The 12,899-nt window shown below is 60.2% G+C and carries 12 protein-coding genes and 1 pseudogene; 6 read left to right on the forward strand and 7 right to left on the reverse strand.

Translation table 11 applies throughout. From position 1 onward, the window contains the following. Positions 1-155: 155 nt before the first annotated feature. Entirely contained in the window at positions 156-1,241 is a 1,086-nt protein-coding gene (locus FVE66_RS05560) for a sensor histidine kinase (protein WP_151446334.1), read from the forward strand. Positions 1,242-1,368: 127 nt separating this feature from the next. On the opposite strand, the gene FVE66_RS05565 is transcribed toward FVE66_RS05560, so the two are convergent. Then, positions 1,369-2,463 carry an alpha/beta fold hydrolase gene (locus tag FVE66_RS05565; RefSeq protein ID WP_241673023.1) on the reverse strand — a complete coding sequence of 365 codons (1,095 nt, stop codon included), beginning with the start codon at positions 2,461-2,463 and terminating at the stop codon, positions 1,369-1,371. Positions 2,464-2,568: 105 nt separating this feature from the next. Between FVE66_RS05565 and FVE66_RS05570 the strand changes: the two genes are divergently transcribed. The 3 genes from FVE66_RS05570 (at position 2,569) to FVE66_RS05580 (ending at position 5,478) form a co-directional block, all read left to right on the forward strand. After that, positions 2,569-3,426 (forward strand): phytanoyl-CoA dioxygenase family protein, encoded by an 858-nt coding sequence (locus tag FVE66_RS05570; RefSeq protein WP_151446335.1) that lies wholly within the window; start codon positions 2,569-2,571, stop codon positions 3,424-3,426. A 5-nt stretch (positions 3,427-3,431) separates the two neighbouring features. Next, positions 3,432-4,529, forward strand: coding sequence for a Zn-dependent alcohol dehydrogenase (locus FVE66_RS05575; protein WP_241673024.1), 1,098 nt, complete (start codon positions 3,432-3,434; stop codon positions 4,527-4,529). 649 nt (positions 4,530-5,178) lie between these two features. Then, positions 5,179-5,478 (forward strand): hypothetical protein, encoded by a 300-nt coding sequence (locus FVE66_RS05580; RefSeq protein ID WP_151446337.1) that lies wholly within the window; start codon positions 5,179-5,181, stop codon positions 5,476-5,478. A 52-nt stretch (positions 5,479-5,530) separates the two neighbouring features. On the opposite strand, the gene FVE66_RS05585 is transcribed toward FVE66_RS05580, so the two are convergent. From FVE66_RS05585 to FVE66_RS05610, 6 genes and pseudogenes are all read right to left on the reverse strand, one after another. Further along, a complete protein-coding gene (locus FVE66_RS05585) occupies positions 5,531-6,232 on the reverse strand; it encodes an ABC transporter ATP-binding protein (RefSeq protein WP_151446338.1) in 702 nt (233 codons plus the stop codon). Positions 6,233-6,239: 7 nt separating this feature from the next. Next, positions 6,240-6,941, reverse strand: a pseudogene (locus tag FVE66_RS05590) (ABC transporter ATP-binding protein); the annotation flags it as partial. Positions 6,942-7,006: 65 nt separating this feature from the next. Then, entirely contained in the window at positions 7,007-8,020 is a 1,014-nt protein-coding gene (locus tag FVE66_RS05595; RefSeq protein WP_151446340.1) for a branched-chain amino acid ABC transporter permease, read from the reverse strand. Further along, on the reverse strand, positions 8,017-8,898 hold the full coding sequence (locus tag FVE66_RS05600; protein ID WP_151446341.1) for a branched-chain amino acid ABC transporter permease: 882 nt from the start codon (positions 8,896-8,898) through the stop codon (positions 8,017-8,019). The genes FVE66_RS05595 and FVE66_RS05600 overlap by 4 nt, the downstream gene beginning before the upstream one ends. A gap of 98 nt (positions 8,899-8,996) precedes the next feature. Further along, positions 8,997-10,292 carry an ABC transporter substrate-binding protein gene (locus FVE66_RS05605; protein ID WP_151446342.1) on the reverse strand — a complete coding sequence of 432 codons (1,296 nt, stop codon included), beginning with the start codon at positions 10,290-10,292 and terminating at the stop codon, positions 8,997-8,999. A 243-nt stretch (positions 10,293-10,535) separates the two neighbouring features. After that, positions 10,536-11,189 carry a GntR family transcriptional regulator gene (locus FVE66_RS05610; protein WP_241673043.1) on the reverse strand — a complete coding sequence of 218 codons (654 nt, stop codon included), beginning with the start codon at positions 11,187-11,189 and terminating at the stop codon, positions 10,536-10,538. 214 nt (positions 11,190-11,403) lie between these two features. Between FVE66_RS05610 and FVE66_RS05615 the strand changes: the two genes are divergently transcribed. Next, complete coding sequence (locus tag FVE66_RS05615) at positions 11,404-12,210, forward strand: sterol desaturase family protein (protein ID WP_151446343.1); 807 nt, start codon at positions 11,404-11,406, stop codon at positions 12,208-12,210. 173 nt (positions 12,211-12,383) lie between these two features. After that, on the forward strand, positions 12,384-12,674 hold the full coding sequence (locus FVE66_RS05620; RefSeq protein ID WP_151446344.1) for a DUF1488 family protein: 291 nt from the start codon (positions 12,384-12,386) through the stop codon (positions 12,672-12,674). Positions 12,675-12,899 lie beyond the last annotated feature (225 nt).

Here is a 12,899-nt window from a genome sequence, read left to right on the forward strand (position 1 = left end):
CTCCCTCCCTTGAACGGGAGGGAGCTACAAGGTCACTCGGCCGTTGACGCTTTTGCAAGGAATGGCAGTCCAATGACAGTTTCACGACAGCCGAATGAACTAGAATCACCCTGCGGTTTGATCGACCCGGCATTTCACCCATACACGGGGAACGCATGCGGAAATTCAAGTTCAGCAGCGAGTTGTGGACTATCGAGGATCCGCCCTGGTTCGTCGTCCTGGCGCTGGGCCTCGCCTTGGCGGCACTCGGTTTCGGCTTCCGCTACCTGCTCGATCCCTGGCTTGGTAACCGCCAGGCTTATGCGCCGGCGATAGCCGCCGTTGCCCTGGCCGGCTGGATCGGCGGATGGCGAACCGGACTGCTCACTGCAGTCGTGGGCTATGTCTCTGCAAATTATTTTTTCGATCAGCCGCGTCATCAGTTTAACTTCGACGAGAAAGAGTTGGTCGCCGGCATTCCGTATTATCTGGTCACCGGGTTGATCCTGTATCTCGGCCAGCGGGCACGCAGCGCCAACCGCAAGCTGATGGTGGCGATGGAGGTCTTGCGCAAGATCGATGCGCGGCGCGCCCGCTTCCTCGCAGTGCTGGCGCATGAGGTGGCCAACCCGCTGGCGGCGGTACGCACAGGTGTCGACTTGCTGCGCCACGGCGGCGGCGATCCACGGGATTCCAAACAGACACTGGAAATACTCGACCGCCAGATCAACCAGGTGACACGGCTGATCGATGATCTGCTCGACATTTCCCGCATCGACCAGGGGAAGATCCAGTTGCGCCGGCAGCGGATTTCGCTCGATGCGCTGCTGGCCGAAGCGGCGAAACTGTCCGACGTCTTCACCGCGCCGCGGCAGCAGCGGGTGTTGCTGGAGACCATCGAGCTCGGCATGGTCGACGTCGACCCGGACCGCATGACGCAGGTATTCATCAATGTTCTTCAAAACGCATCCAAGTTTTCTCCGGAAGGCGGCACCATCAGCATCACCGGCACGCGCACGCCAGGCTGGTGCCATGTTTGCGTGCGCGATTGGGGCGAGGGCATTCCGGCCGAGCGCTTGCAGGATGTGTTCGAGCCCTACGTGCAGATACAAACAAGTACGCGTCGCAACGAGGGAATGGGCTTGGGGCTGTCGGTCGTGAAGAATCTGGTGGTCCTGCATGGCGGGCGGGTCGAGATACGCTCCGATGGCCTGGGGAAGGGCAGCGAACTGGTGGTGTCCTTGCCGACACCGGAGGACTGAGCGCTCATGGCTGAGTTGGCGGCCACACCCCTGAGTGACTTCACGAGGCTTGCGCAAGCGCCTGCTTGCGGCAGGCAGGCCAAATTAGTCAGGGAAGGGAGATGCGGGCGGCTGCCCGCGCTTGCCTCTAGCTTTGCAGAAATCTGCCGATGATTTCGTTCAGCGCCCGCGCTGCCTGTTCGTCGGCGCTGCTTGCCATCAGATGACCCCAGTCGGACTCGATCTGGTGCAGCTCGCATTGCGGAATATGTTTGGCGGCAGCGCTGGCGCATTCTGCTGGGTTGTACAGGTCGAGCTGCGGCGCGGCGATCAGCGTCCTGGCGCGGATCGATGCCAGCGCGCGTGCCGTGTCGCCATCGAAACCGGGCGTGGCGCCGACATCGTGCGCGTCGTATGCCCACGACTGGTAAATCCAGTCGACCGGGTCAAAGCGCTGCTCGCGCCACCACGCCGTGCGCTGCCTGATCCACGCCAGGCAGGCCGGCCCGTCGCGGAATTCACCCGCGAGCTGCGACGGCGTGCGCATTGCCAGCAGCTGCATGATCGGCACCCAGCCGTCCCAGATATCGGGCGGGTGCGTGCCTTGCACGCCGGCGTTTGATGCGGACAAGCGGCCGAGCAGGCTCTGGCGCGCAGCTTCATTGATTGCCGCAGCCCAGGGCGCAGTCTTGGCCATCGGCGTCAGGGCGACAATCTTGCGCACCACTGCCGGGTATTCGACACCCCATTGCAAGGCCTGCATGCCGCCCATCGACGCACCTGCCACCACTTCCACTTCGCGCACGCCCAGGGCGTCCAGCAGAAGCTTCTGGCTGCGCACCATGTCGCGGATGGTGAACCTGGGGAATAGCATTCCCGCTTGCCGTTCCGAATTTGACGGAGAGCTCGCCAGACCGTTGCCGATGGCGTCGATCGCGATGATCCGGAAGTGGCGCGGGTCGAGCGCCCGGTCCGGGCCGATCAGGAAATCCAGCCGGTGATGCACGCTGCCGATCGCGCACAGCGCTACCGCTACCGGCAGCGATTCGTCCTGCATATCGCCGTGAACCGCCCAGGACATCGAGAAGTCGTCGATGGCGGCACCCGATTCGAGCACGAAACTGCCCAGCGACAACTTGCCATGTGGCGCCTCTATCCATCCGGCCTGCATTGGGGGATGTGAGCTTGGCGCAGCGGCATTGGCAATGGCGTTGGCAGTGATATGGGCAGTGGTGCTTGACAAGGTCGGAAGGCAGCGTTAGGTTGATGGTTATCAGTAATGTATAACTGATATTTCAGTTCATCCGGTGAATTCAGTCTATCCCAATACGGACTTCCTGCCCAGACCATGTCAAAACTGCTGACTCCCGAACAGATCGAAAACTTTAAAACACAAGGCTATGTCACGCCAATTCGCATCATGTCCGCCGAACAGGCTTTGGCTATCCGCCAGCGGCTGGAAGAATACGAGCGAGAGAGTGGCGGCCCGCTCAAGGGTGCGCTGCGTCACAAGACCCATCTGTTGTTCAAGGACCTGAACGACCTGGTGCGGCAGGAAAAAATTCTCGATGCCATCGAGGATCTGTATGGCGAGAACATTCTCTGCTGGACCACCAATTTCTTCATCAAGGAAGCCAAGGACCCCAAGTTCGTATCCTGGCATCAGGATTCGACTTATTGGGGATTGTCGCAGCCGGACGTGGTGACAGCATGGGTGGCGCTGTCCGAAAGTGACGAGTCCAATGGCGCGATGAAGGTGATTCCCGGCACCCATCTGGCCGACCAGATCCCGCATCGCGACACCTATTCTGAAAACAACCTGCTCACGCGCGGACAGGAAGTCGCGGTAGAAGTTGACCAGTCGCAGGCAGTCTCGTGCAATTTGCAGCCGGGTGAAATGTCGCTGCACCACGTGCGGCTGATTCATGGCTCCGAGGCCAACACGTCGCCGCGCCGGCGGATCGGCTTCGCGATTCGTTACATACCGACTTATGTGCGACAGGTAGAAGGCGCGGACAGCGCGACACTGGTGCGCGGTGTCGATACCTTCAACACCTTCGAACACGAGCCCCAGCCGAAGGGCGATTTCGATCCCGAGTTTGTCGCCTTGCACGCAGCCATCGCCGAACGCAGCGCAGCCATCCTCTACAAGGGAACCGGCGTGAAAAGCTACAACGAGAGTACCGACAAACTGCGGAGCGCCTGAGAAACGTGGATTTCAAAGCAGCAGTACTGAAGACAGCCGGGGCGCAACTGAGTATCGAGCAACTGCGAACCGCCCACCTGGGCGACGGCGATGTGCTGGTCCGGATTATTGCCACCGCCTTGTGCCATACCGACCTGGAAGCGGTCGAAGGCCAGCTTGGCACGCCATTGCCGCTGGTGCCGGGGCACGAAGCTGCCGGCATTGTCGAATGGGTCGGCAAATCGGTTCAGCGGCGCGCAGTCGGCGACCACGTCATCATCTCGTGGAACCCGCATTGCGAACACTGCTTCTACTGCGAAAAGCAGCAGCCCATCCTGTGCCAGCAGTACCGCGACAATGCCCCGCGGTCGATGCATTTCGACGGCAAGCCGCGCCTGTTCCTGGGTGACGAAGCCGTGCATCAGCTGATGTATGCCGGTACCTTCGCCGAGATGGCGGTGGTGACCGAATCGTGCGCAGTCCCGATCGCGCGCGACATGCCGCTCGACCTGGCCTGCCTGATCGGTTGCGGGGTCATGACCGGAGTTGGCGCAGCGCTCAACATCGCAAAAGTGGAAGCCGGCAGCAGCGCCAGCATCATTGGCTGTGGCGCGGTCGGGCTATCGGCAATCCAGGGCGCAAAGCTGGCTGGTGCCGGCACCATCATCGCGATCGACCGCGACCCGGTGAAACTCGAAATGGCGCGCCGGTTCGGCGCAACACATACATTGCTTGCAGATGAGTCACTGGCGTCAGCGCACGCTGAGCTAACTGCTGGCCGTGGCGCCGATTATTTGTTCGAGGCGGCCGGCAACCAGGCTGCTTTCCGGGCCAGTGTCGAGCTGGTGCGGCCGGGCGGGCAGGTAGTCTGGCTGGGCAAGGTCCCGGTCAACCAGGAGGTGGCATTCCGCTGGGGTTCGCTGATGGGCGAAAAGAAAATCGTGCGCTCCAGCTACGGCGGCACCAACCCGGAGCGGGATTTTCCGATGCTGGTGCAGGCGTATCGCGAAGGACGCCTGCTGCTGGACGAGTATGTGACCAGCCGCATCAGGCTGGAGGATATCAACCTGGGGCTGCAAGGATTGCGGGAGGGGAAGGAGATTCGATCCGTGGTGGAGTTTTGAGGGTGGCGGGTGCTTTGGCCCTTTAAGGCGTGGGCCTTTGGTAGTTTGGTCCAACGGCTTTTTGGCTTTGTGGCTCTCTGGCTTGCGGTTGGTTTATCTGTGTTTGATGGCTGTGGTTGTGAAGCCGGGAGACACCCCGGCGGGTGTGTTCCTTTCTTTTAGAAAAAGAAAGGAACCAAAGAAAAAACGTCAAAACCCACTTGGCCAACGCCCGCCTCGATAGGCAACCAGACGCGGATGTCTGGGCCGAACCATTGCTGCGTTCGCGAGGAAGGTCCTGCCACACGTTCGCCTCTGACCGGGATCAGCCAACCCGCTTCAATGCCGCCGACCGCACACCACCGCTCGTTGACTCCCAATTGTTTTCGAAGCCGCTAATTGGCTCTTGAGGTCCTATTGTCAGCGGCAGTGGGGATCGCGGGGGATTTTCTGCCGTTCCTTGCTGCTCCTTGTCTTTCGTCGAACAGCCCCATCGCTTGTTTGAAGCTTCGAAAAAAATTAAGAGTCAACGGTGCGCTGGGCATCGGTATAAGACACTTCATGGGGTTGGCTGATTAGGTAAGGGGCACACAGCCGAGGGATCATCACTCGCGAACGTCGCACTGGATTAGCCCAGACATCCGAGTCTGGTTGGCTATCGAAGCGGGCGTTGGCCAAGTGGGTTTTGACGGTGTTTTCTTTGGTTCCTTTCTTTTTAAAAAGAAAGGGACACACCCGCCGGGGTGTCTCCCGGCTTCACAACGACAACCAACAAACCCAGCCACACGAACCGCAAGCCAAAGAGCCACAAAACCACAAAACCACAAAACCACAAAACCACAAAACCACAAAACCACAAAACCACAAAACCACAAAACCACAAAACCACAAAACCACAAAACCACAAAACCACAAAACCACAAAACCACAAAACCACTCACCCACGGTTATGAGTAATGCTCAGCCGTGAAAGGGATCGAGCGTTCGTGGCGTGCGTCCGGCCAGGCGGGAACCCCACCCGCTCAGGCGCCAATAATCCGGCTCACCATTTCATTCGCCCGTGCCTCGGCAACCGTTCCGCCAAACACGATTTCCCCGCGTTCGATCACATACACCTTGTCGGCATAGTCAGGTATGTGATAACCGTTGGACTCGGCCATCAATACCGCGCGACCAAGCTTGCGGATCGATGCGATCCCTTCGCTGATGGTCGGAATCACCGCCGGTGACAATCCTTCAAACGGCTCGTCCAGCAACAGCAGTTGCGGATCCATCGCCACCGCTCGCGCAATGGAAAGCATTTTCCGCTCGCCGCCTGACAGGTGGGTGCCGCTGCGTTCACGATAGCGTTCCAGCTTCGGGAAAATCTGGTATGCCAGGTTGATCCGGTCCTGGGCCGAGCGCCCGGTCTGGATGGTGTCGGTCGGCAGCGCGATGTTTTCCGCTACCGTCAGGTCGCCAAACACTTCGCTTTCTTCGGGCGAGAAGGCAATTCCGCGGCGCGCGATCTGATGGGTCTTCATGCCCACGACAGGCTCGCCCTTCCATTCGATGCTGCCGGATTTCGGTTTGGCGTAACCCATGATGCTGCGGAAAGTGGTGGTCTTCCCGGCGCCGTTGCGACCCACCAGGCATACCAGTTCTCCGGGTGCAACCGTCAGGCTGATGTCCCGCAGGATGGTGCTGTTCTGTATTTCAACGTTGACCGACTTGAGAGTTAGCATGGCTTGATCAGGTGCTCATTTCGACAGGAGGCTTGCCAACGATCACGGCGGCCAGGTGGGGGTCGGCAAAGAATTCCTTGGGCGGCAGGTCGGCCAGCACGCGCCCTTCGGTCAGCGCCACGATACGGGTTGAATACTCGGCGATCAGGTCCATGTCGTGCTCCACCAGCAGCATGGTCTGCACGCCGGCCTTGCGCGCCGCGTCCATCAGCGTATCCATCATGCCGCGCTTGTCGGATGAGGATATGCCGCTGGTTGGTTCGTCCAGCAGGATCAGCTGCGGATCGAGCGCAAATGCACTGGCAATATCGAGCAGTTTTTTCTCGCCTTGCGACAGGTTCGAAGCCAGCCAGTCGAGGCGGTTATGCAGGCTGAAGATGCGGGAAACCTGTTCGACCCGCTCGCGCAGCGGCGCGATCGATTGCGCGTTGCTCCAGAAATCCATGTTCCGGTTCTGTTGCGAAATGACTGCCGATGCAATTGCCTCGAACACCGTCAGTTCCGGAAAAATATGCACAAGCTGGAACGCTCTCGCCATGCCCAGCTTGGCCAGGCGGACCGGACCGACGCCGGAAATCGACGTGCCGCGAAACAGCACGCTGCCGTGCGTCGGTTTCAGCAGGCCGGTCAGCACATTGACCAGCGTGGTCTTGCCGGCCCCGTTGGGGCCGACGATGGCGACCACCTCGCCTTCGCGGAAAGTCAGGCTGACCTCCTGCAGCGCCCGGTAGTCGCCGTAGTGCTTGGATACGTTCCTGGTTTCGAGAATCACGCTCATAGTTCAGCCTCTGTCCGGGTCGTGGCAACGGCAGGCGAGGGCGCCGCCTGCGTCGGCTTGGGCGGGGAAGCCTTGCGGCGCTTCAGCAGCAGGCCCATCAGTCCTTGCGGCAATGCGATCACGATCAGTATCAGGATCACGCCCATGGCAAATCGCCAGTACTGGGTGATCGACATCATTTCGTTCTGCAGGCCGATGAACACGAAGGCGCCCAGGATCGGGCCGAAGAAATTGCCGAAGCCGCCGAGGATGGTCATGAACACCAGATTGCCCGAGTGTGTCCAGTACGCCAGTTCAGGGTCGGCCAGGCCGACCGGAATCGACAGCAGTGCGCCGCCGATCGCGCCATACACCGCCGAGATCACATACGCCATCAGGCGGAATGCATACACCCGGGCGCCGACGTACTCTGCCTTGCGCGGATTGTCCCGGATCGCCCGCAGATGAAGGCCGAACGGCGAATGGACGATGCGCCACATGACGAAGCCCAGCACCAGCAAAATGGCCAGGCTGTAGAAGTAGAACGGTCCGGTCAGGTACTGCGTCTTGTCGAGACTGGCGAACTCCATGCCGAGCAGGTGCGGGCGAATGATCGGAATGCCGGAATCGCCGCCGGTCAGGTCATAGAACTTGAACAGGAAAGAGTGGAACAGCATGCCGAATGCGAGTGTCAGCATGCCGAAGAAGATCCGCACATAGCGCACGCACAGCATGCCCACCGGAATTCCCACCAGCAGGCTGACGCCGACTGCCGTCAGCAGCGATAGCTCCATGCTCTTGAAGCCGAAGCGTCCGGTCATGTAGGCAACCGAATACGCGCCCAGCGCCACGAACAGCGCATGGCCGAAAGACATCAGGCCGGTATACCCGAACAGCAGGTTGTAGCCCAGCAGGATCACGCCGTAGGCGAGCGCCGGCAACATCAGCACCACGTAAAACGGCGACAGGACGAACGGCGCCGCGATCAGGCACAGCAGCACCAGTGGCAGGACAACGCGATAGCTTCTCATTCGATTGGCTTCCCAAATAATCCGGTTGGTCGAAAAATCAGCACCGCAATCACGATCAGGTAGATCGACAGGATTTCCAGTTCTGCGTAAAAGAACACGGCCAGGGAGCGGATCAGGCCGACCACCAGCGCGCCGACCAGCGCGCCGCGCATGCTGCCGAGACCGCCGATCACCACCACGGCGAAGGCTTCAACCACCAGTTCCACCATCATGTCCAGCGATGCGGCGGCGGTCGGCACCACCAGTGCGCCACCGACCGTGCCCAATATGGTGCCAAGCGTGAACACGATCACCGTGACGCGGCCGGTGCTGATGCCGACCGCCTCGCTCATGTTGCGGTTCTCCGCGGTGGCGCGAACGATGCGCCCGAACTTCGTCTTCTGCAGCAGCCAGCCAAGCGCCAGTGCAATGGCGATGCTGGCCGCGATGACCAGGATTTTGTAGGTCGGGATCGAGGTGGGGCCGAGCACGGTCTGTCCGTACACCAGCGACATGTTGCCCAAGGTCTTGGGCGTGGCGCCCCAGATGAAACGATAGATATCCTGCGACAGCAGCAGCAACGCGAAGGTGAGCAGCAGCTGGAATCCTTCCTCGCGCTTGTAGACAAAGCGCAGTACCCGCTCGATCGGCGGGCCAACCAGGCCCAGCACCAGGCCGGAGCCGAGCAAGAGCGGCAGCAGGTAGTACGGCGGCACGCCCTGGGTCATCGCCCAGGTGACGGCAGTCACGCCGACGTAGGCGCCGAGCGCATAGAAGGAACCGCAAGCCAGGTTCACGATCTTCTGAACGCCGAAAACGAGTTGCAATCCGCCGGCGACCAGGAACAGCACGCCCGCATGGAACAGCCCGCTCAACAAGATATCGAGAAGTGTCGACAAAATATCCCCATTGATTGAATTCTTTTTTGTAGCGAAGAACGCGGGCTGGCTGCCGATGCGAGTTCGGCGCGGCCAGCCCGGTCAGGCCGGTCAGGCGCCTACAGCGAGATCTTTGCTGTCTCGAGCCACTTCCAGAAGTCCATCCCGGGCGGCTTTTGCAGTTGATCGGAGAACTTCTTGTCGACCACGCCCAGCGTCGGAAAGTCGTACTTGTTGTTGTGCGTGGTGATGCCCTGGTAGAAGGTCTGCTCGGCGATATGGTCGGTGCGCATCATGCCCGGGCCGCCCAGCGAGTCGACCTTGATGCCCTCGATCGAAGCCGCGACCTCTTCCATGGTCGGCCAGGAGCCGTTCTTGGCCTTGACCGCTTTCTCCACGCCGCCCTTGTAGGCTTGCATGGCGAAGTAGGCGCGGTCGGCCTCCCAGTGCGGATAATCCTTGTAGCGGTCCACATACATGGACACGAATTCCTTCTGGATCGGCGAGGCATTCGGCAGATCGAAGTACAGCGTGTTGTGGCCGAATATCATGCCCTCGGGCGTGAAGGATTTTTTCAGCAGCGTGTGCTGGAAGCCGGCGGCAGGGAACACGAACTTGGTGCCGCCTTGCATCAGGCCGGCGCCGAATGCCGTCTGCATGAATACCGGCAGGTCCGCGAACAGCAGCGAGCTGAAGATCAGGTCCGGCTTGGCAGCCTTGAGCGCGCCAACGTGAGACGAGAGGTCGAGCGTGCCGACCTTTGGCCATTGCTCGGCGACGACCTTGGCCTGCACGCCGAAACGCTTGAGCAGCGCCAGGAAAGCCGCCCAGTTGTTGCGGCCGTACGAGTAGTCGGGGTTGATGCCGGCGATGGTGGCAAACTTGCCCTTGAAGTGCTTGATGGCCACCAGCGAGGCCATCACCGCTTCGCATTCATTGTCGGTGGAGCGGAACAGGTAGCGCGGCTTTGCCATCGTCTCGCGCACGCCGTCCTGGGTGGTGCCGTCCCAGTACATGGTCACGGTTTTCAGTTCCTCGGCGGAGGGGCCCATGGCCAGGCTCACGCCGGAAGACACGATGCCCTGCACGCAATCGACCTTGTCCTGCAGGACCAGTTTGCGCAGTCGCTCTATCGAATCCTTGGCATTGGTTTCTTCTTCGACGATCAGTTCGACCTTGCGTCCGGCAATGCCGCCGCCGGCATTGATCTTGTCGACCGCGAACTGCGTGCCGCGCAAGCCGCATTCGCCGATGGTGCCGGCAATGCCAGCCTTGGGCGCGATGATGCCGATTCGCAGCGGGCGGTTCTGCGCGATGGCGGGGAACGACACCAGGCCGGAGCCGAGCAGACCCAGGCCGCCAACCGCTTTCAGGACCTTACGTCTCGTCGCAATATTCTTTGTTGGTTTTTCCATCCGTATCTCCTCCAGTTCTTTTGTTTTCCCGTGCCATGGAACGCCTGGCCGGGACTATTCATTTCTGGTGCACAACTAATATATCAGGAATATTGGAGTGTTCCACATGAGAAAAATTTGTGTAGGGAAAATTTTGCCGCAGGGCAGGGGGCGTGCCGGAAGATGGGCGAAGCTCGCCTTCGATTGAAGGCGTGGAGACCCAGGGCCACGAGCGGCGTCGTGGTCCTGGATCGGTCCTTGACCCTAGATCGGGGTCATGACGGTGGAGCGGGTGAACGCCTCGATGTTATCCAGCAACTGATCGCAAGCCGATCCTGCCGCCGCCACGTCGGCTGCGGCGATGGCGCTGGCAACCGCCGCGTGCAGCTTGGCGATCACAGGGAGATCGGCGGCCTGCTTGTAGTGGTAGTACCAGAAGCGGCGCGACAGCCCGTGCACCAGCCGCATCGCGCCTTCGGAAAACTCGTTACGCGCCGCAGCCAGGCACAGTTCGTTGAACTCGCGGTCGCAGCGCACGAACGTGACATCGTCATTTGCCTCGCCGGCCGTTGTGAAGGCGGTCGCCAGTGCCGCAAAGCGCTGCCGCTCGCTGTCGGTCGCACGTTTCGCTGCGCTGCGGCAAACCAGGCGCTCGATCTCCCTGCGCGTTTCCAGCAGGCGCAGCTGCTTGCTGACATCGATCTCGGGAATCAACAGGCCACGTTGCGGAAGGATCAGGATCAGGTGCTCGCGCGCCAGCCTTTGTATCGCCTCGCGGATGGGGGTGCGGCCGATGCCGGTGGCCTGGCTGAGGGTGGCTTCGGACACCGATGCGCCCGGGCGCAGCTTGAGCGTCACGATCGCCTCTTCCAGCTTTTCATACGCAAGGTCGGTCAGCTTGGCAGCAGGAGCAAGCATTTTCTCATCGGCGAAAGCGTCCGCCAGATCGGGTTCCGAAGCCGGGGTTTTCGGGCTGGTCGTCATTTTCGTCTGCTGCCTGGATGCCATCGTGCTCCTTTGTTTGCTTATCGTGCAACCGCTATTGTAAGGCACAGGCACGGAACAGCCCTGTTGACCGAGTATATGAATATCACTAATATATCAGTTAGATTTTACTCTCGGGAGCGCAATCATGATGTCCGAACGCCAGCGGAAATTCCGCGAGCAATACAAGTCCGAAATCAGCCCTGCCTACAATGGCCTGGTGCATATCGCGGTGATGTATGCGGCCGGGATAGGAGCGGTGTATTACTGCCTTCAACATCTGGGAACCGCGAGCTGGGAATGGTGGTTGATGCTGCCGACCTTCATCGCCGGAAACTTTGTGGAGTGGGCAATGCACCGCTACGTGATGCACCGCAAGATTGACGTATTTGCCTTGCGCGCGATCTACGACCGGCACACCCGCCAGCACCATCAGTACTTTACCGACAACGATGTCACGATCGACACCACGCGCGAATTCCGGATCGTGTTTTTCCCATGGCGCGTGCTGATCACGCTGGGCGTGGCCGGTACGGTGCTTGGCTACCTGGCCTCCGTGATCTTCAATCCGAACGCCGGCTATGTGGTGTTCCTGACCATGGTCGGCCAGTACCTTGTGTACGAGACCTTTCATTATTGCTGCCATGTGCATGAGAACTGGTTCGTCCGTAATGTCCCCTTCATCAATACCATCCGTCGCCACCATACCGCGCATCACAACCAGGGCATCATGATGAAGTACAACATGAACCTGACGTTTCCGATTGCAGACTGGTTCCTGGATACCAGCGATGTGAAGAGGAGCTTGCTGGGGACCTTGTTCAATGGGTACAGCCAGAAATATGTGAAGGAAGAACTGAAGCCGGTCATGGAGCGCTTCCGGTTGGATGACTCGAGAGTGACCCTGGACGGTCCAGTCCTGACCGCTGAGGAAGAAAAGATAGTGGCGGCCTGAGTCCCGAGTCCGTGGCTTGAACTGAATTGCTGGATGGAAAGATGAAGATTCCGGATGCCACGACCCGGTCATCGCCAGGCAAGATATTGGTGTACAGGAGGGGGTAAAGAGCGTACAGGTAACTGGCTCTGCAGCGCCGATTTCCGGCGCTCTGGATTTCAGGAAGGAATGACATGCCCACCAACGCATCGGCCCCAAACGCGGCACCATCCGCGCCAGCCATATCAGCAATATCAGCAACAGGTACGGGCATCGGATTTGTGGTTCGCGTGGAAAGCGCGAACCGGGAATGTTTCGTTACCAACGAAGCACTCGACCACCTCTGCGGCCGCAAACTGGCTCAAGCTGAAAACACCACCGCGTTTCGCGCGTTCGAAGCAAAGATTGCCGGCGTCGCCCGACGCAAGATCCATGCTGGCGTCGCTGGTACGCCGCTGCTGCTGACCCCTGACTCCTTCCATTGAGAGGACGCCGGTCCTGGACCTGTGATCGGGTAGCATCCCGGGCGCATGATGCCCGGGATGGCGAGCCCTCCATCGGTGCCCTCGACACCGAACTTCATCGAATACCCAGCGAGTCGTAAGGCACGATCCCTGACAGTGAAGCAGGCGCCTGCGGCTGGCTGCCGAAGCGGCTGTCGCGCAGCACGGCGTGGATATCGGTGCCTGCGCCCGGCAGTCCGGCCTGGG

The organism is Lacisediminimonas profundi (assembly GCF_008831265.1).
In the GTDB taxonomy this organism is placed as follows: domain Bacteria; phylum Pseudomonadota; class Gammaproteobacteria; order Burkholderiales; family Burkholderiaceae_D; genus Lacisediminimonas; species Lacisediminimonas profundi.

Coding starts and splice junctions, on each gene's coding strand:
- FVE66_RS05560 (WP_151446334.1), top strand. CDS start 156: ATGCGGAAATTCAAGTTCAGCAGCGAGTTGTGGACTATCGAGGATCCG.
- FVE66_RS05570 (WP_151446335.1), top strand. CDS start 2,569: ATGTCAAAACTGCTGACTCCCGAACAGATCGAAAACTTTAAAACACAA.
- FVE66_RS05585 (WP_151446338.1), bottom strand. CDS start 6,232: ATGCTAACTCTCAAGTCGGTCAACGTTGAAATACAGAACAGCACCATC.
- FVE66_RS05595 (WP_151446340.1), bottom strand. CDS start 8,020: ATGAGAAGCTATCGCGTTGTCCTGCCACTGGTGCTGCTGTGCCTGATC.
- FVE66_RS05605 (WP_151446342.1), bottom strand. CDS start 10,292: ATGGAAAAACCAACAAAGAATATTGCGACGAGACGTAAGGTCCTGAAA.
- FVE66_RS05610 (WP_241673043.1), bottom strand. CDS start 11,189: ATGCTTGCTCCTGCTGCCAAGCTGACCGACCTTGCGTATGAAAAGCTG.
- FVE66_RS05615 (WP_151446343.1), top strand. CDS start 11,404: ATGATGTCCGAACGCCAGCGGAAATTCCGCGAGCAATACAAGTCCGAA.
- FVE66_RS05620 (WP_151446344.1), top strand. CDS start 12,384: ATGCCCACCAACGCATCGGCCCCAAACGCGGCACCATCCGCGCCAGCC.